The sequence below is a fragment of the Streptosporangium sp. NPDC050855 genome, from assembly GCF_044456585.1.
GTDB lineage: Bacteria > Actinomycetota > Actinomycetes > Streptosporangiales > Streptosporangiaceae > Streptosporangium > Streptosporangium longisporum.
Genome location: NZ_JBITFY010000024.1, coordinates 93,419 through 115,453, shown reverse-complemented (window position 1 = coordinate 115,453; position 22,035 = coordinate 93,419). Strand labels below are relative to the sequence as shown.

At 72.2% G+C, this 22,035-nt stretch carries 19 protein-coding genes; 2 read left to right on the top strand and 17 right to left on the bottom strand.

Features of this window, described 5'->3' with window-relative positions:
- Positions 1–873 precede the first annotated feature (873 nt).
- The 10 genes from tyrS to argC all read right to left on the bottom strand — a co-directional run bounded on the left by tyrS (position 874) and on the right by argC (position 11,759).
- Entirely contained in the window at positions 874–2,142 is a 1,269-nt protein-coding gene (tyrS, locus tag ACIBCT_RS35010) for a tyrosine--tRNA ligase (RefSeq protein WP_399196093.1), read from the bottom strand.
- 288 nt (positions 2,143–2,430) lie between these two features.
- Positions 2,431–3,117 (bottom strand): DNA-3-methyladenine glycosylase, encoded by a 687-nt coding sequence (locus tag ACIBCT_RS35005; protein WP_399196091.1) that lies wholly within the window; start codon positions 3,115–3,117, stop codon positions 2,431–2,433.
- A gap of 62 nt (positions 3,118–3,179) precedes the next feature.
- A complete protein-coding gene (gene argH / locus ACIBCT_RS35000; protein ID WP_344903569.1) occupies positions 3,180–4,598 on the bottom strand; it encodes an argininosuccinate lyase in 1,419 nt (472 codons plus the stop codon).
- A gap of 41 nt (positions 4,599–4,639) precedes the next feature.
- Positions 4,640–5,839 carry an argininosuccinate synthase gene (locus tag ACIBCT_RS34995; RefSeq protein ID WP_399196089.1) on the bottom strand — a complete coding sequence of 400 codons (1,200 nt, stop codon included), beginning with the start codon at positions 5,837–5,839 and terminating at the stop codon, positions 4,640–4,642.
- The gene (locus tag ACIBCT_RS34990) at positions 5,832–6,416 is read right to left on the bottom strand and encodes an arginine repressor (RefSeq protein WP_399196087.1); all 585 of its coding nucleotides are present in this window, start codon (positions 6,414–6,416) and stop codon (positions 5,832–5,834) included. The genes ACIBCT_RS34995 and ACIBCT_RS34990 overlap by 8 nt, the downstream gene beginning before the upstream one ends.
- Positions 6,413–7,429, bottom strand: coding sequence for an ornithine carbamoyltransferase (gene argF / locus ACIBCT_RS34985; protein ID WP_399196085.1), 1,017 nt, complete (start codon positions 7,427–7,429; stop codon positions 6,413–6,415). The genes ACIBCT_RS34990 and argF overlap by 4 nt, the downstream gene beginning before the upstream one ends.
- Positions 7,419–8,570 carry an acetylornithine transaminase gene (locus ACIBCT_RS34980; RefSeq protein WP_399196101.1) on the bottom strand — a complete coding sequence of 384 codons (1,152 nt, stop codon included), beginning with the start codon at positions 8,568–8,570 and terminating at the stop codon, positions 7,419–7,421. The genes argF and ACIBCT_RS34980 overlap by 11 nt, the downstream gene beginning before the upstream one ends.
- Before the next feature lie 56 nt (positions 8,571–8,626).
- Positions 8,627–9,589: an acetylglutamate kinase gene (gene argB, locus ACIBCT_RS34975; RefSeq protein WP_399196083.1), complete on the bottom strand. Its 963-nt coding sequence runs from the start codon at positions 9,587–9,589 to the stop codon at positions 8,627–8,629.
- Positions 9,586–10,740: a bifunctional glutamate N-acetyltransferase/amino-acid acetyltransferase ArgJ gene (gene argJ / locus ACIBCT_RS34970; protein WP_399196081.1), complete on the bottom strand. Its 1,155-nt coding sequence runs from the start codon at positions 10,738–10,740 to the stop codon at positions 9,586–9,588. Before argJ ends, argB begins: the two co-directional genes overlap by 4 nt.
- Positions 10,737–11,759 (bottom strand): N-acetyl-gamma-glutamyl-phosphate reductase, encoded by a 1,023-nt coding sequence (gene argC / locus ACIBCT_RS34965; protein ID WP_399196079.1) that lies wholly within the window; start codon positions 11,757–11,759, stop codon positions 10,737–10,739. Before argC ends, argJ begins: the two co-directional genes overlap by 4 nt.
- A 257-nt stretch (positions 11,760–12,016) precedes the next feature.
- Here argC and ACIBCT_RS34960 point away from each other — a divergent pair, with 257 nt between their 5' ends.
- Both ACIBCT_RS34960 and ACIBCT_RS34955 read left to right on the top strand, forming a co-directional pair.
- A complete protein-coding gene (locus tag ACIBCT_RS34960; protein WP_399196077.1) occupies positions 12,017–13,678 on the top strand; it encodes a class I adenylate-forming enzyme family protein in 1,662 nt (553 codons plus the stop codon).
- A 94-nt stretch (positions 13,679–13,772) separates the two neighbouring features.
- Positions 13,773–15,053 carry an MFS transporter gene (locus ACIBCT_RS34955; protein WP_399196075.1) on the top strand — a complete coding sequence of 427 codons (1,281 nt, stop codon included), beginning with the start codon at positions 13,773–13,775 and terminating at the stop codon, positions 15,051–15,053.
- 10 nt (positions 15,054–15,063) lie between these two features.
- Here ACIBCT_RS34955 and ACIBCT_RS34950 read toward each other — a convergent pair whose 3' ends face one another.
- The 7 genes from ACIBCT_RS34950 to rpmI form a co-directional block, all read right to left on the bottom strand.
- A complete protein-coding gene (locus ACIBCT_RS34950; protein ID WP_399196073.1) occupies positions 15,064–15,309 on the bottom strand; it encodes a hypothetical protein in 246 nt (81 codons plus the stop codon).
- Between the two features lie 209 nt (positions 15,310–15,518).
- A complete protein-coding gene (locus tag ACIBCT_RS34945; RefSeq protein ID WP_399196071.1) occupies positions 15,519–18,122 on the bottom strand; it encodes a phenylalanine--tRNA ligase subunit beta in 2,604 nt (867 codons plus the stop codon).
- The gene (pheS, locus tag ACIBCT_RS34940; protein WP_399196099.1) at positions 18,122–19,171 is read right to left on the bottom strand and encodes a phenylalanine--tRNA ligase subunit alpha; all 1,050 of its coding nucleotides are present in this window, start codon (positions 19,169–19,171) and stop codon (positions 18,122–18,124) included. The genes ACIBCT_RS34945 and pheS overlap by 1 nt, the downstream gene beginning before the upstream one ends.
- 121 nt (positions 19,172–19,292) lie before the next feature.
- Positions 19,293–20,330 carry an ATP-binding protein gene (locus ACIBCT_RS34935; protein WP_344904457.1) on the bottom strand — a complete coding sequence of 346 codons (1,038 nt, stop codon included), beginning with the start codon at positions 20,328–20,330 and terminating at the stop codon, positions 19,293–19,295.
- Positions 20,331–20,431: 101 nt separating this feature from the next.
- Positions 20,432–21,268, bottom strand: a complete 837-nt coding sequence (locus tag ACIBCT_RS34930; protein WP_399196069.1) for a TrmH family RNA methyltransferase — start codon at positions 21,266–21,268, stop codon at positions 20,432–20,434.
- A gap of 85 nt (positions 21,269–21,353) precedes the next feature.
- Positions 21,354–21,737: a 50S ribosomal protein L20 gene (rplT, locus tag ACIBCT_RS34925; RefSeq protein WP_012892552.1), complete on the bottom strand. Its 384-nt coding sequence runs from the start codon at positions 21,735–21,737 to the stop codon at positions 21,354–21,356.
- A gap of 24 nt (positions 21,738–21,761) precedes the next feature.
- Positions 21,762–21,956, bottom strand: a complete 195-nt coding sequence (gene rpmI, locus ACIBCT_RS34920) for a 50S ribosomal protein L35 (RefSeq protein WP_030920046.1) — start codon at positions 21,954–21,956, stop codon at positions 21,762–21,764.
- Positions 21,957–22,035 lie beyond the last annotated feature (79 nt).

Below are 22,035 nucleotides of genomic sequence, written 5' to 3'. Positions count from 1 at the left end.
GAACAGTCCTTACCCGGCTGAAAGCCCACCACCATCCCCGAACAGGTCCGGGAACGCGATGGATGTTCAACCAAAGGAATCCGTCCCCCACCCGCGAGGGTGGTTAGGACAGGGTTGTGCTTCATGCACTGGCTTTTAACACACTGTTGAGTTCTCAAGAAACGGACGCGTACACCCGGTCAACCGGACCCGTTCGGGCCGACCACCAGGGGCGTTCCATTTCGTATTTCTACCGTACATCTCTGTCAAGATTGTGTCAAATTGTGAAGCTCAGTTCACTTGTCACAATCCCGGCAAACTCACTAGGATTTGCATCCCGCTTCCGGGACAACCCTCTGAACCTACCGTGACATCCAGGCCGTCGACGAATCAACCGGTTTTTCGGTGATCTACGTGGGTCCGAACTCTCAGGTTCGTTCAGCGGGTCGGCTCCCGGTGCCCGTCCGCCGCTCAGGCGTCCGGCTCGCTCCCGGGGCATGTGAAAGATTATGCGCCCCTCGGGACATCGTCAAATCAAGAGCCGTGGACAAAACCGCAGGTCAGAGCCCTGCATTGGAAGAACGGGCCACCTTCGCTACCGGAATGTTACGCCGTGGGGCCACCGGCGCCCCGGCCGTGACCGGGGCGTCGGCACATCCTGAACATCTCATCGACCTGGCCGGATCCGATCTACCCGGCGTTGCCGGTGCGACGGCCGGAACCCACGCGGAGACGATGACCGCGTCCGGCGCGAACACGTGGAACACCCGCGCCGGGACCCCTCGGAGAAGACTCCCGGAGCGTCGGGAGCACCCGCGCCGAGACCTCTCGGAGAAGATTCCGGAGCCCCGGGCGGACCCGTGCCGGGAACCCCGGGACTCCGGAACGTCGAGGTCAGGCTCCGACGATCTCGACGCCGCCGACGGAACGCTTGCCCCTGCGCAGTACCAGGAAGCGCCCGTGAAGCAGGTCGTCGGCCGACGGCACGTACGTCTCGTCGGTGACCTTGGCGTTGTTCAGGTAGGCGCCGCCCTCCTTCACCGCCCGGCGCGCCTCGGACTTCGACTTGACCAGGCCGCTCTCGGCGAGCAGGTCGACGAAGGACGCCCCCAGCCCGGCCACCTCGGCACGCGGCACCTCGGCCAGGGCCTCCCCCAGCGTCCGGGCGGGCAGCTCCTCCAGGGACCCCTGGCCGAACAGCGCCGCCGAGGCCGCGATCACCGCGGCGCACTCGTCCGCGCCGTGCAACAGCGTGGTGAACTCCTCGGCGAGCGCTCGCTGGGCCTCGCGGGCGGCCGGCCGCTCGGCCGCGGCCTTCTCCAGCCCTTCGATCTCCTCGCGGGACCTGAAGCTGTAGATCTTGAGGAACTTCACCACGTCCCGGTCGTCCGCGTTCAGCCAGAACTGGTAGAACGCGTACGGCGAGGTCATCTCGGGGTTGAGCCAGACCGCGCCTCCGGCGGTCTTGCCGAACTTGGTGCCGTCGGCCTTGGTGATGAGCGGCACGGTGAGGGCGTGCACGTGGCCGCCCGTCACCCGGCGGATGAGGTCGGTTCCGGCGGTGATGTTGCCCCACTGGTCGCTGCCGCCGATCTGCAGGGTGCAGCCGTGGCGCCGGTTCAGCTCCAGGTAGTCGTTGGCCTGCAGGATCTGGTAGCTGAACTCGGTGTAGCTGAGTCCCTCCCCTCCCAGCCGCGCCGAGACCGACTCGCGGGCGAGCATCCGGTTGACCGGGAAGTGCTTGCCGACGTCGCGCAGGAAGTCGATCGCGGACATGCCCTCGGTCCAGTCGAGGTTGCTGACCAGGATCCCGCGCTTCTCGTCGGAGAAGTCGAGGAACCTCTCCACCTGGACGCGGATCCGCGCGACCCACTCGGCCACCACGTCGGAGGAGTTGAGCGAGCGTTCGGTGCTCCGGCCGCTGGGGTCGCCGATCAGGCCGGTCGCGCCGCCCACCAGCCCGATGGCCCGGTGGCCCGCCCGCTGCAGGCGGGTCAGGGTCAGCAGCGGGACGAGGTTGCCGACGTGCAGTGAGGGGGCGGTGGGGTCGAAGCCGCAATAGACCGTGATCGGACCCTCGGCCATCGCCGCCCGCAGGGCGTCGATGTCGGTGGACTGCGCGATCAGGCCGCGCCAGGCGAGGTCATCCAGAATGTCGGTCACGATCCTTGCTTTCCAATGCTCGAAGGGACTTTCGGGGCTTCGTACACACCCTGCCCGATCACCACCGGGTCGCGCCACCCGGATCCCCCTTCGCGCCCCCAGTCGACCAGCGGGTACGCGGCCTGCGGGACGCGAAAACGGCGCGAAAACGGCGGGGAAGCGGCGGGGACGGGCACGGGACCCGCCCCCGGGACCGGTGGCGGGAGACCCTCCGGCGGCAGAGGGGCCTCCAGGAGACCGGCCGGCGGCAGAGGACCCACCCCAGGAGACCCGCCGACGGCAGAGGACCTACCGGCGGCGCGGGACGTGCGGCCGGTGGGGCGAGACCGTGGGGTCGGCGTCGATCCAGAAGCGCCACGGCGTCTCCTGGGCCGACGACACCCCGGTCCGCGGCCCCGACCTGATCGACGAGGGCACGGCCGGCTCCCCCTCCAGCACCGAGAGCTCAAGGATCTCCGACATCCCCGGGCTGCCCGGGCTCTCCGGAAGCGGCCCCGGGGCGCAGGCGTCGAGGCCGTTGTGCTCGCGGGTGAAGCCGAGCGCCACCGCCAGCCGGGCCGGGCCCTTGGCGAGGTCGTCGTGCTTGACGACGCGGCAGCTCCCGGCGGTGCGTCGGGCCAGGGCCTGCTCGGCGCCGGAGATCACCTCTCCGGCCCGGAGCAGCACGCCGGAGCCGATCCCCTCGGGCAGGCAGGTCAGGTTGGCGCAGAAGTGCATGCCGTACGTGAAGTACACGTACAGGTGGCCCGGCGGGCCGAACATCACCGCGTTGCGCGCCGTCCGGCCGCGGTAGGTGTGCGACGCCGGGTCCTCGCCGGGCACGCCGTACGCCTCGGTCTCGGTGATGCGGAGCGCGACCGGCCCGTGCATCAGCACCCGTCCCAGCAGGTCCGGGGCGACCTGGTGCGCGGGACGGTCGAAGAAGTCCCGTTCCAGCCTCGCCGGAGCGGGTGTGAGGTCCCGTGCCGGCCTCACCGGGGCGGGGGTCCGCCCGCCCCGCTCGTCATCGGGGGTCGGCCGCGTCACCGTCACGGGCCTCAGTTCCCGCTCGCCCAGCTCGCCTGCCCGTCGACGATGTCGCGCAGCGCGATGAGCTGGTCGCGGACCCGGTCGGGCGCGGTGCCGCCGTGCGCCTTGCGGGCCGCCAGGGCGCCGGGCACCGAGAGCACCTCGCGGGAGTCGGGGGTGAAGTGCGGCGAGACCTTGGCCAGCTCGTCGTCGGTGAGCTCGCCGAAGTCCTTGTCGTTGACCTGGCACCAGACGACCAGATGCCCGACCGCCTCGTGGGCCTCGCGGAACGGCACGCCCCTGCGGACCAGCAGCTCGGCCAGGTCGGTGGCCAGCGCGAACCCGTCGGGGGCCGAGGCCTCCAGCTTGGCGGTGTTGACGCGCATGGTCGCCACCAGCCCGGCCATCGCGGGGAGGACGAGCAGCAGGGTGTCGACGGAGTCGAACACCGGCTCCTTGTCCTCCTGCAGGTCGCGGTTGTAGGTCAGCGGCAGGCCCTTGAGCGTGGTCAGCAGTGCCATGAGGTTGCCGATGAGGCGGCCGCTCTTGCCCCGGGCGAGCTCGGCCACGTCGGGGTTCTTCTTCTGCGGCATGATCGACGAGCCGGTGGAGTAGGCGTCGTCCATCTCGATCCAGCGGAACTCCTGCGAGGCCCACAGGACGATCTCCTCGCCCAGCCGGGACAGGTGCACGCCGATCATCGCCGCGTCGAACAGGAACTCGGCGGCGAAGTCGCGGTCGGCGACGGCGTCCATCGAGTTGGGCGCGGCGGAGTCGAAGCCGAGCTCCCCGGCCACGGCCCGCGGGTCCAGCGGCAGGGAGGACCCGGCCAGGGCTCCGGAGCCGAGCGGGGAGACGGCCGCGCGGCGGTCCCAGTCGCGCAGCCGGTCGATGTCGCGGGCGAAGGCGTGCACGTGCGCCAGGAGCTGGTGGCCGAAGGAGACCGGCTGGGCGTGCTGCAGGTGGGTCATGCCGGGCGCTGCGGTCTCGGCATGTTCCTCGGCCTGGCTCATCAGCGCGGTCTCCAGCTCCACCAGCCGGGAGACGATGTGCCTGACGTGGTCGCGGAGGTAGAGGCGCAGATCGGTGGCGACCTGGTCGTTGCGGCTGCGACCGGCCCTGAGCTTGCCGCCGAGCGTGCCGAGGCGTTCCAGCAGCCCGCGCTCCAGCGCGGTGTGGACGTCCTCGTCGGCGACGGTCGGCCGGAACTCGCCCGCCTTGCAGGCTCGCTCCAGGTCGTCCAGGGCGGCGATCATCCGCGCCAGCTCGTCGTCGGTCAGCAGGTTCGCGCGGTGCAGCACCCGTGCGTGCGCGCGCGAGGCCAGCAGGTCGTACGGTACGAGCCGCCAGTCGAAGTGCACGCTCACCGAGAGCCTGGTCAGCGCGTCGGCCGGACCTCCTTCGAACCGGCCGCCCCACAGCCGCATCGGCTTGCCACCATCAGTCACCGTCGTTCTCCCTCCCCATTCAATTCGCGACCCTAGCCCAATCAGGACAGCCGGGCGTCCCGGGCCGAGGCAATCTTGGAGGGCAGGCTCCACAGCTCGACGAAGCCCCGGGCCAGGGACTGGTCGAAGGTGTCGCCGGTGTCGTAGGTGGCGAGGTTGAAGTCGTACAGCGACGCCTCGGAGCGACGGCCGGTGACCGTGGCCCGGCCGCCGTGCAGGACCATCCTGATCTCGCCGGTGACCTGCTGCTGGGCGTCGGCGATGAAGGCGTCCAGGGCCTTCTTGAGCGGGGAGAACCACAGGCCGTCGTAGACGAGCTCGCCCCAGCGCTGGTCGACCGAGCGCTTGAACCGGGCGAGGTCGCGCTCGACGGTGACGTTCTCCAGCTCCATGTGCGCGGTGATCAGCGTGATGGCGCCCGGCGCCTCGTAGACCTCGCGCGACTTGATGCCCACGAGCCGGTCCTCGACCATGTCGAGGCGGCCGACGCCCTGGGCGCCCGCGCGCCGGTTGAGCTCCTCGATGATCTGGAACGGGGTCAGGTGCCGCCCGTCCAGGGCCACCGGGACGCCCTTGACGAAGCTGATGATGACCTCGTCGGCCTCGCGCGGCTGGGCCGGGTCGGCGGTGTAGGCGTAGACGTCCTCGACGGGGCCGTTCCAGATGTCCTCCAGGAAGCCGGTCTCGACGGCCCTGCCCCAGATGTTCTGGTCGATGGAGTACGGGTTCTTCTTGCTGGTCTCGATCGGGAGGTTCTTCTCCTCGGCGTAGGCGATCGCCTTGTCCCGGGTCCAGGCGTAGTCGCGGGCCGGGGCGATGACCTTGAGCTCGGGGAAGAGCGCGGCCAGGCCGGCCTCGAACCGGACCTGGTCGTTGCCCTTGCCGGTGCAGCCGTGCGAGACGTGGGTGCCGCCGAACTCCTTGGCCGCGGCGGCCAGGTGCTTGACGATCAGCGGGCGCGAGAGCGCGGAGACCAGCGGGTAGCGGTCCATGTAGAGGGCGTTGGCCTGCAGGGCGGGCACGCAGAAGTCGGTGGCGAACTCCTCGCGGGCGTCCACCACGACGGACTCCACGGCGCCGCACTCGATGGCCCGCTTGCGGATGGCCTCCATGTCCTCGCCGCCCTGGCCGACGTCGACGGCCACCGCGATGACCTCGGCGCCGGTCTTCTCGGCGAGGAAGGGAATGGCGACGGAAGTGTCGAGGCCGCCGGAGAAGGCGAGTACGACCCGGTCAGTCATGATTGGTATCTCCAGGTTCTTCGTTCGTCACGGGTGTCAGATGCTGCCAGGGACCGCCCGCCTGAGCGGGCTGAATACGTCGGTCGGCGTGCCTGAGCAGCGCCTCGGCGACCGACGCCCCGCCCGTCGGGTCCCGGCTGATGACGAGGATGGTGTCGTCTCCGGCCACGGTGCCGAGGATGGACTCCCAGTCGGCGTGGTCGATGGCGGAGGCGAGGAACTGCGCGGCCCCGGGGGGCGTGCGGACGATGACCAGGTTGGCGGAGGCCTCGGCGGAGACGAGGAGCTCCTCGGCGAGTCTGCCCAGGCGCGCGGCCGGGGACTCTCCGGTGCCGACCCTGGCGCGCCGTATCCGGTCGCCGCCTTCGCCGGGAAGGGCGTAGACCAGGGAGCCGTCCTCGGCGCGCAGCTTGAGGGCGCCGAGTTCGTCCAGGTCGCGGGACAGGGTGGCCTGGGTGACCTCCACCCCGCTCTCCAGCAGCAGCTTGGCCAGCTCGGGCTGGGACCTGATCGGCTGCCGCTGGAGCAGGTCGGCGATGCGCGCCTGGCGGGCGACCTTGGTCATCGGGATCGTCATGCCGGGCCCCCTCCGCGGGAGGAGGCCGGCGAGCCGGTGCCGTGGCCGGTCGTCGCCGTGACCAGCCAGTGCAACAGGGCCTTCTGGGCGTGCAGCCGGTTCTCCGCCTGGTCCCACACCACGCTCCGCGGCCCGTCGAGGACCTCGGCGGTGATCTCCAGGTCGCGGTAGGCGGGCAGGCAGTGCAGCACGACGGCGCCGGGGGCGGCCCGGCCGACGAGCGCGGCGTTGACCTGGTAGGGCGTCAGGTCGGCGATCCGCTGTTCCCTGCCGTCCTGGCCCATCGAGACCCAGGTGTCGGTGGCGAGCACGTCGGCGTCCGCGGCGGCCTGGGCCGGGTCCGCGAGGACGGTGGCCGACCCGCCGGTCGTCTCGGCGATCTCGGCGGCCCGGCGGACGACCTCCGGGTCGGGCAGGTAGCCCTCGGGGGCGGCGATCCGCACGTGCATGCCGGCCAGCGCCCCGCCGAGCAGGTAGGAGTGGGCCATGTTGTTGGCCCCGTCCCCGAAGTAGGCCAGGGTCAGGCCGGCGGTCGTGCCGAAGTGCTCCCTGACGGTCTGCAGGTCGGCGAGGATCTGGCAGGGGTGGAACTCGTCGGTGAGGGCGTTGACCACCGGTACCGAGGAGGCCGAGGCCATGGCCTCGATCCTGTGCTGGCCGGAGGTGCGCCACACGATGGCGGCGACCTGGCGCTCCAGCACCCGGGCGGTGTCCTCGATCGACTCGCCCCGGCCCATCTGGGAGGAGCCCGCGTCGAGGATCAGCGGGAGGCCGCCGAGCTCGCCGATGCCGACCGCGAACGAGATGCGGGTACGGGTGGAGTGCTTGTCGAACAGGACGGCGACGGTCTGCGGGCCGGCGAAGGGCCGGTGGCCGTGGCGGTCCTTCTTCATCGCCGCGGCCAGGTCGAGGACCTGCTCCTGCTCGGCGGGTGAGAGGTCGTCGTCCCGCAGGAAGTGCCTGACGGGCGCCCGCGGGGCCGGGGGCCGCGTGCCGAGGGGGTCACCGGTCATCGGAGGCTCCGTCCAGGATGGCCGGGAGCGCGGCGGTGAAGGCGGCGACGTCGGCCGAGGTGATCACGAGCGGGGGCGCGATCCGTACCGCGTCGGGCTGGAGGGCGTTGACCAGGAACCCGGCCCGCTGCGCGGCGGCCTGGACGGCGGCCGCGCGGTCGGCGGTCAGCACGATCCCGAGCCACAGGCCCCGGCCGCGGACGCCGGCGAGCAGCGGGTGCTCGACGGCGGCGATGCCGCCGGAGAGTTCGGCGCCGACGGCGCGGACGTGCTCCAGCAGGCCGTCGCGGTCGATGGTGTCGAGCACGGCGAGCGCGGCGGCGGCCGCGACGGGGTTGCCGCCGAAGGTGGAGCCGTGGTCGCCCTTGGCGAAGAGGGTCCCGGCCTCGCCCAGGCCGATACAGGCTCCGATCGGCAGCCCGCCGCCGAGGCCCTTGGCCAGGGTGAGCACGTCGGGCAGGACGCCCTCGTGCTGGTGGGCGAACCAGTGGCCGGTACGGCCGATCGCCGACTGGATCTCGTCGGCGACCAGCAGCGCGCCGGTGGCGTCGCAGACGTCCCTGGCGGCGCGGAGGTACCCCTCGGGCGGGGGCACGACCCCGGCCTCGCCCTGGGTGGGTTCGAGGAAGACCGCGGCGCAGCGGTCGTCGACGGCGCTCTTGAGGGCGTCGGCGTCGCCGTAGGGGACGAACGTGACGTCGATCGGGAACGGGCCGAACTGGTCGCGGATGGAGCGCTTGCCGGTCAGCGAGAGCGCGCCGAGGGTGCGGCCGTGGAAGCCGTTCTCGGCGGCCACGAAGCGGGGGCGGCCGGTGGAGCCGCCGTACTTGAGGGCGAGCTTGAGGGCGGCCTCGTTGGCCTCGGTGCCGGAGTTGGACAGGAAGACCCTGGCCGGGGCGCCGAGCAGGCCGAGCAGGCGCTCGGCGAGCAGCACCTCGGGCTCGTGCAGGAAGAGGTTGCTGGTGTGGGCGAGGGTGGCGACCTGGCGGGAGACGGCCTCCACCAGGGCCGGGTGGGCGTGGCCGAGGGAGCTGACCGCGATGCCGCCGATCATGTCGAGGTACTCGTTGCCGTCGACGTCCCAGACCCTCGTGCCCTCGCCGCGGGCCAGTGCCACCGGGGGCACCCCGTAGTTGGGCATGAAGGCGGCCTCGAAGCGCCTGGCGAGCGCCTGTCCTGCGGGATCGTGCTGCGGGCTCACTGGTCGTTCCCCTTCGGCTGGGCGGCGGCCGTCGGCCGCGCCGTGAGCTGGTCGGGTGCGTGCGGCGTCCCGGGGACGTCCGGCAGCACCATGGTTCCGACGCCCTCGTCGGTGAAGATCTCCAGCAGCACCGAGTGGGGCACCCTGCCGTCGAGCACGTGCGCCCGTGGCACGCCGCCCCGGACGGCGGTCAGGCACGCCTCCATCTTGGGGATCATGCCGCTGGACAGGGAGGGCAGGAGCTTCTCCAGCTCGGTGGCGGAGAGCCGTTCGATGATCTCGTCCTCGCCGGCGTCGGGGCGCCAGTCGCGGTACAGGCCCGCGACGTCGGTCAGGACGATGAGCTTGGACGCCCGCAGCGCCACGGCGAGCGCGGCGGCGGCGGTGTCGGCGTTGACGTTGTAGACGGTGCCGTCGTCGCTGCGCGCCACCGAGGAGATCACCGGGATGCGCCCGTCGTCGAGCAGTGCCCGTACCGCGCCGGCCTCGACGCCGACGATCTCGCCGACCTGGCCGATGTCGACGCCGACACCGTCGACGACGGCGTGCTTGCGCACCGCGGTGAACAGGTGGGCGTCCTCCCCGGACATGCCGATCGCGAACGGCCCGTGCCGGTTGATCAGGCCGACCACGTCGCGGTTGACCTGGCCGACGAGGACCATCCTGACGACCTGCATGGCCTCGGGGGTGGTGACCCGCAGGCCGGCGGTGAAGGTGGACTCGATGCCGAGCCGGTCGAGCTGGGCGTTGATCTGCGGGCCCCCGCCGTGCACGATCACCGGCCGCAGGCCGGCGTAGCGCAGGAAGACGACGTCCTCGGCGAACCGCTCGCGCAGTCCCTCGTCGGTCATCGCGTTGCCGCCGTACTTGATGACGACGGTGGTGCCGTGGAAGGTGGCCAGCCACGGCAGGGCCTCGATCAGCGTGGCGGCCTTGGCCAGGGCCTCGGCGCGCCTCATGAGGAGTACGCCGAGTTCTCGTGGACGTACGCGGCGGTGAGGTCGGTGGCGTGGATCGTCGCGGTGTGCGGACCGGCCGACAGGTCGACGGTGATCGTCACGTCGCGCGGGGTGAGGTCGACCTTGGAGCGGTCGTCGCCCACGGCGCCGCCCCGGCAGATCCAGATGCCGTTGACGGCCACGTTGAGCCGGTCGGGCTCGAAGGCGGCGTCGGTGGTGCCGACGGCCGAGAGCACCCGTCCCCAGTTGGGGTCCTCGCCGTGGATGGCGCACTTGAGGAGGTTGGAGCGGGCGACGGAGCGGCCGACGGTCACGGCGTCGTCCTCGGAGGCGGCGCCGACGACCTCGACGGCGATCGCCTTGGAGGCGCCCTCGGCGTCCAGCAGCAGCTGGCGGACGAGGTCGGCGCAGACGGCCAGCAGGACCTGCTCGAACTCGGCCAGGTCGGGGACGGTGCCGCTGGCGCCGCTGGCCAGCAGGAGCACGGTGTCGTTGGTGGACATGCAGCCGTCGGCGTCGAGCCGGTCGAAGGTGACCCGGGTGACCCTGCGCAGCACCTCGTCGAGGAGCTCGGCGGGCAGGTCGGCGTCGGTCGTGATCACCGACAGCATGGTGGCCAGGCCGGGGGCGAGCATGCCGGCGCCCTTGGCCATGCCGCCGACCATGTAGCCGCCCTCGCCCCTGCGGAAGGAGATCTTCGAGACGGTGTCGGTGGTGCGGATGGCGTCGGCCGCGGCCAGTCCGCCGTCCCGGGCGAGCTGGGAGACCGCGAGGTCGACCCCGGCCAGCAGCGGGTCCATCGGCAGCCGCTCGCCGATCAGGCCGGTGGAGCAGACCGCGACCTCGCCGGCGGAGTCGTCCAGGGCCCGCGCGACCTTCTCGGCGGTGGCGTGGGTGTCCTGGAAGCCGAGCGGGCCGGTGCAGGCGTTGGCGCCGCCGGAGTTGAGGACGACCGCGTGCACCCTGCCTCCGGACAGCACCTGCTGTGACCACAGGACCGGGGCGGCCTTCACGCGGTTGACGGTGAAGACGCCCGCGGCGGCGCGGGAGGGGCCGTCGTTGACGATCAGTGCCAGGTCTCGGGCGCCGCCGGCCTTGATTCCGGCGGCGATGCCCGCGGCCCGGAAGCCGAGGGGTGCGGTCACGCTCATGGGGCGACTCCGTTGAGAGGAAGGCCGAGCTCTTCCGGCAGGCCGAGGGCGAGGTTGGCGCTCTGGATCGCGCCTCCGGCCGTGCCCTTGGTCAGGTTGTCGATGGCGATGACGGTGACGACGCGGCCCGCGCGCTCGTCCAGGGCGACCTGGAGGGCGGCGGTGTTGGCTCCGAGGGTCATGGAGGTCGAGGGCCACCGGCCCTCGGGGAGCAGCCGCAGGAACGGCTCGTCCTTGACGGCGGCCTCGTAGGCCTCGCGCAGCCGGGCGGGGGTCAGGCCGGGCCCGGCGGGCGCGCTGCAGGTGGCGAGGATGCCGCGGCTCATCGGCGCGAGCACCGGGGTGAAGGAGACGGTGACCTTCTCCCCCGTCAGCGAGGAGAGGTTCTGCTCCATCTCGGGGGTGTGGCGGTGGACGCCGCCGACGCCGTACGCGCCGGCCGCCCCCATCACCTCGCTGCCCATCAGGTTCGGCTTGGGCGCCCGTCCGGCCCCGCTGGTGCCGCTGGCGGCGACCACCACCACGTCGGGCTCGACGAGGCCGGCGGCGAAGGCGGGGAACATGGCCAGGGTGACGGCGGTGGGGTAGCAGCCGGGGACGGCGATCCGCCGGGCGGCGCGCAGCTCCTCGCGGCGGCCGGGCAGCTCGGGCAGGCCGTAGGGCCAGGTGCCGGCGTGGGTGCCGCCGTAGAAGTGCTCCCAGGCGGCGGGGTCGGAGAGCCGGAAGTCGGCGCCGCAGTCGACGACCAGGGTGGCGTCGCCGAGCGACTCGGCGACGGCGGCCGAGGCGCCGTGCGGCAGGGCCAGGAAGACCAGGTCGTGGCCGGCGAGGTTGCCGGGGGTGGTCTCCAGCAGGATCCGGTCGGCCAGCGGTGCCAGGTGCGGCTGGTGCTCGCCGAGGGCGGTGCCGGCGCTGGAGGCCGCGGTCAGCGCGCCGATCTCGATGCCGGGGTGGGACAGCAGCAGGCGCAGGAGCTCGCCCCCGGCGTAGCCGCTGGCGCCCGCGATCGCCGCTCTCATCCGTCCCCCCGATGACTGCATGTTCATTCAGTGAACCTCATGACCTTACCGTGAAGATTATGCACGCGACGGGATTTCCATGCAAGTCGATAGGAGTCTCGCGGCGCGGCGAATACGGACAGAAGGGACGGAAAGGGAGTTCTCTCATCGCGACATCGGCCGGCAGGGCATTCGGTCGTGTTTCGGCACTGTTGCACGTACCTACCGGTCGGTATCGTGGCGATCGCCGGTCCCTCCTCTCCCGGGAGTACGAACGTATGAGCATCACCCATGACGACGTCCAGGCACGGCTCACCGCTCCCGGGCAGCTCTTCGAGCTGGAGGAGGTCGCGAGCCACGGCGGGACCGTCAAGACCTGGAAGCACGCGCCCAAGGACTTCCGGGCACTGCTGGAGATCAGCCGGCTCCACGGCGACAAGGTCTTCCTCACCTACGAGGACGAGCACGTCACCTACGAGGAGCACTACCGGCGGGCCTGCACCCTGGCCCGGCGCCTGGCCGACGAGTACGGCGTGGCCAAGGGCGACCGGGTGGCCATCGCCATGCGCAACTACCCCGAGTGGGTGATCTCCTTCTCGGCCGTGCTGGCCGCCGGGGCGATCGCCGTGCCGCTCAACGCCTGGTGGACCCCGCAGGAGCTGGAGTACGGCCTGTCCGACTCCGGGGCCAAGGTGCTGATCGCCGACGGCGAGCGAGCGGCCGGTCTGGCCGGCGTGGCGCCCGCGCTGATCGTGACCCGCGGCGAGGCGCCCGAGGGAGCCCGCTCGTTCGCCGACGTGCTGGGCGAGGTGGCGCCGGACGTCACGCCCCCGCCGGTGGAGCTCTCCCCCGAGGACCCGGCCACGATCTTCTACACCTCGGGCACCACGGGCCGACCCAAGGGCGCCCTCGGCAGCCACCGCAACCTCGGCCAGGCCCCCATGACCGTCGCCTACGGGATGTACCGCGTCATGCTCAGGTCGGGCGCGGACCCGGGCGCGGCGGCGGGCCAGCGCCGCGTCACCCTGCTGACCGTGCCGCTGTTCCACGTCACCGGCTGCTTCGCGGTGATGACCACCACCATGTTCACCGGGGGCGGCCTGGTCCTGATGTACAAGTGGGACCCGGGCCGCGCGCTGGAGCTGATCGAGCGCGAGCGGATCACCGGCCTCACCGGCGTGCCGACCAACGTGTGGCAGCTGCTCTCCCACCCCGACCTGGAGAAGTACGACATCTCCAGCCTCAGCGCCCTCGGCTACGGCGGCGCCCCCGCCCCGCCGAAGCTGCTGGAGCGCATCACCGAGCAGCTGCCCAGCCGCGCCCCCTCCAACGGGTACGGCATGACCGAGACCACCGCGCTCGCCATCAGCAACGCCGGCGCGGACTACCTGGCCAAGCCCGACAGCATCGGCCTGCCGATGGCCGTGGTCGAGGTGAAGATCGCCGATCCGCTCCGCGCCGAGCTGCCGCCCGGCGCGGTCGGCGAGCTCTGCATGCGCGGCCCCAATGTCATCCTGGGCTACTGGAACCGCCCCGAGGCCACCGCGGAGACCTTCGTCGACGGCTGGCTGCACACCGGCGATCTGGCCAGGATGGACGAGGAGGGCTTCGTCTTCATCGTGGACCGGGCCAAGGACATGGTCATCCGCGGCGGCGAGAACGTCTACTGCGCCGAGGTGGAGGCCGCCCTGTTCGAGCATCCCGCGGTACAGGACGCCGCGGTGATCGGCATCCCCCACGAGGAGCTGGGCGAGGAGGTCGGCGCGGTGGTGCGGCTGTCGTCGCCGGTGCCGGCCGAGGAGCTGCAGGCGTTCCTGCGCGAGCGGATCGCGCCGTTCAAGGTGCCGGTCACGTTCTGGACGCGCGAGACCGAACTGCCCCGCAACCCCGGGGGCAAGATCCTCAAGACCAGCCTGCGCAGGGAGGTGCTGGGAACCTGAGCGGGACCCGGCCGTGAGCAGGCCGTAAATCGATTGCCTTCGGATCGTCCAGCGTCGAGACTGGCTGTCCGTGTCGGAAAATCCTGATCGGTCGATGAGAACGCTCCTGCGCCGGCTGTCGATGGACCTCAGCCCGCTGCGCGACTCCCGCGACTTCCGGCTGCTCTTCGGATCCGGCGTGATCACGATGTTCGGGACCTTCCTGACCCTGGTCGCGGTCCCGCTGCAGATGAAGGAGCTCACCGGCTCCTACCTCGCGGTCGGCCTGGTCAGCGTGGCCGAGTTCGTCCCGATGGTGGTCTGCGGCCTGTGGGGCGGGGCGATCGCCGACGCGCTCGACCGGCGCAAGATCATCATCTACACCGAGGTGGGACTCTGCCTCACGGTCCTCGTCCTCACCGTCAACGCGCTGCTGCCCGATCCGCAGGTCTGGGTGCTGTACGTGGTGGGCGCCCTGTCCGCGGGGCTGGGCAGCCTGCAGCGGCCCAGCCTGGAGTCGCTGCTGCCGCGCGTGGTCAGGCACGACCAGCTGACCGCGGCGGCCGCCCTGTCGGCCTTCCGGTGGAACCTGGGCGCCATCGTCGCCCCGGCCCTCAGCGGCCTCATCGCGTCCTGGTTCGGCGTCGCGGTGGCGTACGGGATCAACGTGGTGACCTTCCTGGCGTCCCTGGTCCTGCTCTGGGCGGTACGGGCCCAGCCCCGGTCCGAACAGGCTCCCCCGGCGTCGCTGAGCGCGCTGGTGGACGGGGTCCGCTACGCGGTGCGCCGCCCCGACCTGATGGGCACCTACCTGGTCGACATCGCCGCGATGATCTTCGCCTTCTCCACCGCGCTCTACCCGTTCCTCGCCGACGAGGTCGGCGCCCCCAACGCGCTGGGGCTCTTCTTCTCCGCCTCGGCCGTCGGCTCGCTGATCGCCTCGGTGACCTCCGGCTGGACCCGGCACGTGCACCGGCACGGCCTCGGCGTGATCATCGCGGCGGCCGTGTGGGGGGTCGCGGTGGCGCTGGCGGCGCTGATGCCGACCGTCTGGGGCATCTTCGCCTTCCTGGCGCTGGCCGGGGCCGCCGACATGATCAGCGGTGTGTTCCGCTCCACCATCTGGAACCAGACCATCCCCGACGAGTTCCGCGGCCGCCTGGCCGGCATCGAGCTGCTCTCCTACATGAGCGGCCCGATGCTCGGCAACGCCAGGGCGGGCCTGATGGCCAACCTGGGCGGGACCCGTTTCTCGCTGGGCGTCGGCGGCCTGCTCTGCGTGGGGGCGGTGGCCGCGATGGCCGCGCTGCTCCCCGCCTTCCGCCGCTACGACGCCCGCACCGACGAGTACGCGCTCAGGGAACGCGCCCGTCGCGAGAAGACCGCTCCCGCCTGACCCGCCTGACTCATCCGGTCTCGCGCCAGCCCTCGTACTCCTCGGCCAGCGCGTCCAGGCGGGTCACGCCCTCCGGCGGCAGTGTCCCGGAGGGGTCCTCGACCACCACGAGCCACTGGGCGTCCTCGGCGTCGTCCTCGCCCGCGAGGGTCTCCCTGACCACCGCGGGCACGCCCAGCGCCGGGAACTCCCCGGCCACGACCTCGGCGACCTCCTCGGCGTCGTCGCGCCCGGCGAACACCAGCAGGTGCCTCATCGTCCCCTCCCTGGTCCTTCGCGGGGCGGGAACGGCTTCCCGCCCCGGGTGAGCGGCCCGCGGGTACGTCGTCGTCGCCTCCCGGGGAAGGCCCACCGGGAACGCGGGACCCCGGCCGGAAGGAACGGGTCCCGGTGAGGACCGCGAGGGGCCCGGGGCATGCGCCCCGGGCCCCGGTGAACCCGTGAACCCGTGAACCCGTGAACCGGTCAGGCGCCGCGCATCCGGGCGCCGGTGCGCTCGGCGGCCAGGGCCACGGCCGCGTCCCGGGCCGCGGTGGTCTCCTCCACCGTGAGCGTCCGGTCCGGTGCCCGGAAGCGCAGGGCGTAGGCCAGCGAGGTACGGCCCTCACCGATCTGGGCCCCGGTGTAGACGTCGAACAGCCGGATCGACTCCAGCAGCTCGCCCGCGCCCTCGCGCAGCGCCGCCTCCACCGCGGCCACCGGCGTCGTCGCCTCCACCACGAGCGCGACGTCCTGGCTCGCGACGGGGTAGCCCGAGATGGACGGCGCCTGCGGTGGGCCGGCCATCAGCGGCTCCAGCCGGGTCAGCTCCAGCTCCATCGCGCAGGTGCGCGGGGGCAGGCCGTAGGCCTCGACCACGCGCGGGTGCAGCTCGCCGGCGTGGCCGACGAGCACGTCGCCGGCGTACAGCGCGGCGCAGCGGCCCGGGTGCCAGGGCTCGTGGCGGTCCGCGCGGACCTCCAGGGTGACGCCCGCCTCGGCGGCCACCAGGCGGGCGGCCTCCACGGCGTCCGCCCAGTCGGCCGGCCGTCCCCTGCCCCACCAGCCGGACGGTTCGAACTCCCCGGCCAGCACGACCCCGACCCGGAGCGGCTGGGCCGGCAGCGCCGACTCGATCGAGGCCAGCTCCTCGGGGGTCGGCCTGCGGTCGACGCCCAGCACCGGGGCGGTCGCGGGCGCGTCCGGGGAGGGCCGGTAGACCAGCCCCATCTCGAAGATCGCCACGTCGCCCGCGCCCCGGCCCACGTTGCGCACCAGCGTCTTGAGCAGGCCGGGCAGCAGGGTGGTGCGCATCAGCGGCTCGTCCTCGCTGAGCGGGTTGGCCAGCCGTACGGCCGCCCGCCGCGCGTCGCCGGCGGGCAGCTGCAGGCCGTCGAAGTCGCGCTCCCCGTTGAACGGGTAGGCGAGGGTCTCGACGTAGCCCGCGGCGGCCAGCGCGCGGCCCACCCGGCGGCGCAGGCGCTGGCTCTCGGTGAGGCCGGCGCCCGCCGGGGCGGTGGGCAGGATCGAGGGCAGGTTCTCGTAGCCCTCCAGCCGGATGACCTCCTCGGCGAGGTCGTTCGGGTCGGTCAGGTCGGGCCGCCACGAGGGCGGGGTGACCAGCAGCATGTCGTCACCGGTGACCGCGAGCTTGGCGGCGATCCCCCCGGTGGCGGCGTCGCCGGTGGCCGCGGTGCCGGCGGCCGGCCCCTCACCCGGGGTGCCCTGCACGGAGCCGTCCGGGGACGGGGCCCCGGCGAGGCTCTCGACCGCGCAGCCGACCTGCTCCAGCCTGCGGATCACGGTCTCGCGGTCGTAGACGATGCCCGCGACCCTGCCCGGGTAGCCGCTCGGGACGGCGATACGGACCGGTTCGACGTCCACCTCGGCGTGGGTGACGCCCGGCTCGATCGTGCCGCCGCCGAGCTCGGCCAGCAACCGGGCCGCGCGCCAGGACGCCTGCAGCGGGAGCTCCCGGTCGACGCCCCGCTCGAAGCGCTTGGAGGCCTCGCTGACCAGGTTGTGCCGGCGCGACATGCGCGCGACGCCGCTGGGCGAGAAGTGGGCGGCCTCGATCACGACGTCGGTGGAGGCGTCGGAGATCTCGGTGTTCAGGCCGCCCATGGTGCCGGCCATCGAGATCGCGCCGGAGGCGTCGGTGATCAGGACGTCCTCGGGGTGGAGCGCGCGGGTCACGTGGTCGAGCGTCTCCAGCGTCTCGCCGGGCTCGGCCCTGCGCACCACGATCTCGCCGGTCAGCCGGGCCGCGTCGAAGGCGTGCAGCGGCTGGCCGAGCTCCAGCATGACGTAGTTGGTGACGTCGACCGCGAGCGAGACCGGGCGCACGCCCGCGCGGACCAGCCGGGCGCGCAGCCACAGCGGACTCGGCGCCGACGGGTCGAACCCGCGGATCCGCCGGAGCACGAACCGGTCGCAGGCCGAGGGGTCGGCGATCGAGGCCGGGTAGGAGGTGCCCGAGGGCACCCCGCCCTGCTCCGGCGGGGAGACGTCGGCCGGGTCGGCGAACGCCGAGCCGAAGGCGGTGGCGGCCTCCCGGGCGACGCCCCGGACGGAGAGGGCGTAGCCGATGTCGGGGGTGATCTCCAGCTCGATCACGTCGTCGCGCAGGCCGAGCAGCTCGACCACGTCGGCGCCGATCGGGGTGCCCTCGGGCAGCACGAGGATGCCGGGCGAGGACTCGGCCACGCCGAGCTCGGACTCCGAGCAGATCATGCCGTCCGACAGCCGCCCGTACGTCTTGCGCGAGGCGATCTCGAAGCCGCCGGGCAGCACGGCGCCGGGCAGCGCGACCGGGACGCGGTCACCGGCCGAGAAGTTCGTGGCACCGCAGACGATCTCGCGGGGGGCGGCCTCGCCCACCTCGACCCGGCAGTGGCGGATGGGCTTCTTGAAGCCCTCGAGCGTCTCGATGGAGACGACCTCGCCCACGACGACGTTCTTGATGTCGTGGCCGTAGGAGACGACCGACTCGAGCTTGAGCCCGGCCGCGGTGAGCTTCTCGGCGATCTCGTGCGCCGTGACGGCGGGCAGATCGACGTACTCCCGCAGCCATGAGATCGGGACCTTCATCAGATCTCCATTCCGAAGGGGAGCGTGAAGCGGACGTCTCCCTCGACCATGTCGCGCATGTCCTCGGCGTTGTGGCGGAACATCAGGGTGCGCTCGACGCCCATGCCGAAGGCGAAGCCGCTGTAGCGGGCCGGGTCGACGCCGCAGGCGATGAGCACCCGCGGGTTGACCATGCCGCAGCCGCCCCACTCGATCCACCCCTCCGATCGGCAGGTGCGGCAGGGCGGGTTGCCGGGCGTCGCCGAGGCGCCGCGGCAGACGAAGCAGCGCAGGTCCATCTCGGCGGAGGGCTCGGTGAACGGGAAGTAGTTGGGCCGGAACCGGGTGGTGATGCCCTCGCCGAACATGACCTCGGCGAACCGGTCCAGGGTGCCCTTGAGGTGGGCCATGGTCAGGCCCTCGTCGATCGCCAGCCCCTCGATCTGGTGGAAGACCGGGGTGTGGGTGGCGTCGAGCTCGTCGGTGCGGAACACCTTGCCGGGCGAGATCACGTAGACCGGGAGCGGCCTGCCGAGCAACGCCCTGATTTGGACCGGGGAGGTCTGGGTGCGCAGCACCTTGCCGGAGTCGACGGACTCCACGAAGAAGGTGTCGTGCTCGGAGCGGGCGGGGTGGTCGGCGGAGATGTTGAGGGCGTCGAAGTTGAACCACTCCCCCTCCAGCTCGGGACCCTCGGCCACCTCGTAGCCCATCGCGACGAAGGTGTCGGCGATGCGCTCCTGCAGGGTGGTCAGCGGGTGCCTGGCGCCCCGGGAGGCGCGGCCGGTGGGCAGCGTGACGTCGACGGTCTCCTCGACGAGGACCCGCTCGTCGCGTTCGGCCTCCAGCTCGGCCTGCCGCCGCGCCAGGGCCTCGGCGACGGCCTTGCGGGCGCCGCCGATGCGCTTGCCCGCCTCGGCGCGGGCCGCCGGGGGCAGGACGCCGATCTCGCGGTTGGCCAGGGCGATCGGCGAGCGGTCGCCGGCGTGCGCGAGGCGCACCCGCTTCAGTTCTTCGAGGTCACGCGCGGCCTTGACGGCCTCCAGCGCGTCGGCCTGCATGCGCGCCATCTCGTCGGCGTGCAGCGGGGTCACCTCGACCGGGTCGTAGTTTGACACAAGAGGGCTCCGAATCCAGGGCTTGAGCGGCCATGAGTCTAGTCGGGTGAGCCCACCGGGCCGACATCCGCGCTCAGGCGAAGTCCGGGGTGCCGGTGGGCACCATAAATCGGAACTCGGCTCCGCCGTCCGGCCCGCGCTGCACGGAGATGGTGCCGCCGTGCGCCTCGATCAGCCCCTTGACGATGAACAGGCCGAGCCCGGTGCCGCCGCGGCGGCGGGCGTTGCCCCGCCAGAACTGCCGGAAGACGCGCGTGACCAGCTCGGGCGGGATGCCCTCTCCCTGGTCACGGACGGACACGGCCACTCCCCACTCGCTTGGTTCGACCACTATTGTCACCGTACCGCGCCCGTGACGCACCGCGTTTTCCATCAGGTTGGCGAGCACCTGATCGATCTTGTCCTGGTCGAGCCAGGTCTCGGGCAGCTCGCCGCGCACGTCGAGCACGAAGCGGTCCCCGGGCTCGCCCGCGGCCACCCGGCCCGCGATGATCCGGGAGATCCTGGCCGGGATGTCGACCACCTGGCGGTGGATCTCCAGCCGTCCCGACTCGATGCGCGAGACGTCCAGCAGCTCGGTGATCAGCCGGGTCACCCGGTCGGCGTCGGCGTTCACCGTCTCCAGCATGACCAGCTTCTGGTCGTCGGTGAAGCGGGTCCACTTGGCCAGCAGGGTCGCGGTGAACCCCTTGACGCTGGTCAGCGGGGAGCGCAGCTCGTGGGCGACGGTGGAGACCAGGTCGGCGCGGCTGCGTTCCAGGCGGGCTCGGGCCCCGGCGTCGCGGAGCGTGATGACGACCCGGACGACCCTGCCGCCCCGCGCGGGTTCGCGCACCAGGCGGGCGGCCACCAGCATCTCCTGCCCGCCCGGGGTGCGCAGCGGCAGCTCGGGCTGGCGGGAGCGGGTGGGCAGGCCGCCGTAGGTGTCGAGCCACTTCCACCAGTCGCGCCCGTCCTGGTCGCGGAAGGAGAAGACGTCGCGCAGGTGGCGTCCGGTGGCCCGCTCGCGGGTGACCCCGGTGAGGCGGGTCGCGGCCCGGTTGACGGTGAGCACGTGGCCGTCCCCGTCGGCCACCACGAGACCGTCGGGGAGCTCGTCAGCGTCGATCATGGGAACGGGATCGGCGCTCCGCCCACCGGTGTGTTCGCCGTGCACGACCCCGCCTCCTCGACGCTACATGGCCGACAATAGCGGGTTTCCCGTACCACCGGTCAGCCCGCGGGCGCCGGTCGCCGGACGCTGGCGGGAGCGGTGCGCTGAGATCGGGCAGATGCGTACAGACAGACCGCGGCGGCGGTCGCCAGGTTCAGGCTCTCGGCCCGCCCGTGGATCGGCACCCTGACGACCTCGTCGGCCAGGGCCAGAATGTCCTCGGGCAGCCCCCACGCCTCGTTGCCGAAGATCCAGGCCGTCGGGCCGGACAGGTCCACGTCGTCCAGGGTGAGCTCGCCCGCGCCGTCGGCGGCCAGCACGCGCAACCCGGAGTCCTTGAGGTGCCGTGCCACCTGCCCGGCCCCGGCGCCGGTGGTGACCGGCAGGTGGAACAGGCTGCCCGCGCTGGCCCGTACGCACTTGCCGTTGTAGGGGTCGACCGAGGCGTCGGTGAAGACGACCGCGTCGGCGCCCGCGGCGTCGGCGGTGCGCAGCACGGTGCCGGCGTTCCCGGGGTCGCGCACGTGGGCGAGCACGGCCACCAGCGCGGAGCCGGGCGTCACCGCGGTCTCCAGGGGCACGTGCACGAAGCGGCACACGGCCAGCAGGCCCTGCGGGGTGACGGTCTGGGCCAGCTCGGCCATGACCTCGCCGCTGGCCCGCAGCAGCGGCACCCCGGCCGCGGTGGCGGCGGCGACCAGGTCGGCGTGGCGCGCCTCGGCCTCGGCGGTGGCGAACAGCTCCACCACCACGCCGTCCAGCGCCAGCGCCTCGCGGACCGCCTGCGGCCCCTCGGCCAGGAAGGAACGGTCGCGGTCCCGGAAGGCCCGCTTGGTCAGCCTCCGCGCGGCCTTGACCCGCGGTGACTTGATGTTGGTCAGCTCAGACCCGGCCATGCCCGTCCCCCAAGAATGCGAACGCGGCCCGCAGCAGTGAAGCTGCGGGCCGCATCGTCGTCAGTGCCCTGCTCGACCGGCTGGCTCAGCCGGCGACCGGCGCGTTCACGTCGGCCGGGAGCGCCTTCTTGGCGGCCTCGACCAGCGTCGCGAACGTGGCGGCGTCGTTGACCGCGAGGTCGGCGAGGATCTTGCGGTCGACCTCGATGGAGGCGAGCCGCAGGCCCTGGATGAGCCTGTTGTAGGTGATGCCGTTCTGGCGGGCGGCGGCGTTGATCCGCTGGATCCAGAGACGACGGAAGGTGCCCTTGCGGTCCTTGCGGTCGCGGTAGGCGTACGTCATCGAGTGGAGCATCTGCTCCTTGGCCTTGCGGTACAGCCTGGAACGCTGACCCCGGTAGCCCTTCGCCCGCTCGAGAACGACCTTGCGCTTCTTCTTGGCGTTGATCGCCCGCTTCACGCGTGCCATGTGTATCTATCTCCCCGGGGGCGGTTACTTAGCGAGCAGCTTCTTGATCTTCTTGGAGTCGGCGTCGGAGAGCACGACCTCGGGCTTGAGACGACGCGTCAACGTGGACGGCTTGTGCTCGTTGTAGTGCGCGCGGTTGGCGCGACGACGCACGAGCTTGCCGGAACCCGTGAGCCTGAACCGCTTCTTCGCACCGCTGTGCGTCTTCATCTTCGGCATTTCGGCCGTCTCTCCCTCGATCGCGCCGATGTCCCGGGCCGGTAACCCGAGTCAAGGGCATGCCTGACTGCGAGACCGG

What these genes read in the sequence shown, in the direction of transcription:
- ACIBCT_RS34995 (WP_399196089.1), bottom strand. Translation starts at nt 5,839, where the DNA reads ATGACTGACCGGGTCGTACTCGCCTTCTCCGGCGGCCTCGACACTTCC.
- ACIBCT_RS34990 (WP_399196087.1), bottom strand. Translation starts at nt 6,416, where the DNA reads ATGACGATCCCGATGACCAAGGTCGCCCGCCAGGCGCGCATCGCCGAC.
- argF (WP_399196085.1), bottom strand. Translation starts at nt 7,429, where the DNA reads ATGACCGGTGACCCCCTCGGCACGCGGCCCCCGGCCCCGCGGGCGCCC.
- ACIBCT_RS34980 (WP_399196101.1), bottom strand. Translation starts at nt 8,570, where the DNA reads ATGCCCAACTACGGGGTGCCCCCGGTGGCACTGGCCCGCGGCGAGGGC.
- argB (WP_399196083.1), bottom strand. Translation starts at nt 9,589, where the DNA reads ATGAGGCGCGCCGAGGCCCTGGCCAAGGCCGCCACGCTGATCGAGGCC.
- argJ (WP_399196081.1), bottom strand. Translation starts at nt 10,740, where the DNA reads ATGAGCGTGACCGCACCCCTCGGCTTCCGGGCCGCGGGCATCGCCGCC.
- argC (WP_399196079.1), bottom strand. Translation starts at nt 11,759, where the DNA reads ATGAGAGCGGCGATCGCGGGCGCCAGCGGCTACGCCGGGGGCGAGCTC.
- ACIBCT_RS34960 (WP_399196077.1), top strand. Translation starts at nt 12,017, where the DNA reads ATGAGCATCACCCATGACGACGTCCAGGCACGGCTCACCGCTCCCGGG.
- ACIBCT_RS34955 (WP_399196075.1), top strand. Translation starts at nt 13,773, where the DNA reads ATGAGAACGCTCCTGCGCCGGCTGTCGATGGACCTCAGCCCGCTGCGC.
- ACIBCT_RS34950 (WP_399196073.1), bottom strand. Translation starts at nt 15,309, where the DNA reads ATGAGGCACCTGCTGGTGTTCGCCGGGCGCGACGACGCCGAGGAGGTC.
- ACIBCT_RS34945 (WP_399196071.1), bottom strand. Translation starts at nt 18,122, where the DNA reads ATGAAGGTCCCGATCTCATGGCTGCGGGAGTACGTCGATCTGCCCGCC.
- pheS (WP_399196099.1), bottom strand. Translation starts at nt 19,171, where the DNA reads ATGGCGCGCATGCAGGCCGACGCGCTGGAGGCCGTCAAGGCCGCGCGT.
- ACIBCT_RS34935 (WP_344904457.1), bottom strand. Translation starts at nt 20,330, where the DNA reads ATGATCGACGCTGACGAGCTCCCCGACGGTCTCGTGGTGGCCGACGGG.
- ACIBCT_RS34930 (WP_399196069.1), bottom strand. Translation starts at nt 21,268, where the DNA reads ATGGCCGGGTCTGAGCTGACCAACATCAAGTCACCGCGGGTCAAGGCC.
- rplT (WP_012892552.1), bottom strand. Translation starts at nt 21,737, where the DNA reads ATGGCACGCGTGAAGCGGGCGATCAACGCCAAGAAGAAGCGCAAGGTC.
- rpmI (WP_030920046.1), bottom strand. Translation starts at nt 21,956, where the DNA reads ATGCCGAAGATGAAGACGCACAGCGGTGCGAAGAAGCGGTTCAGGCTC.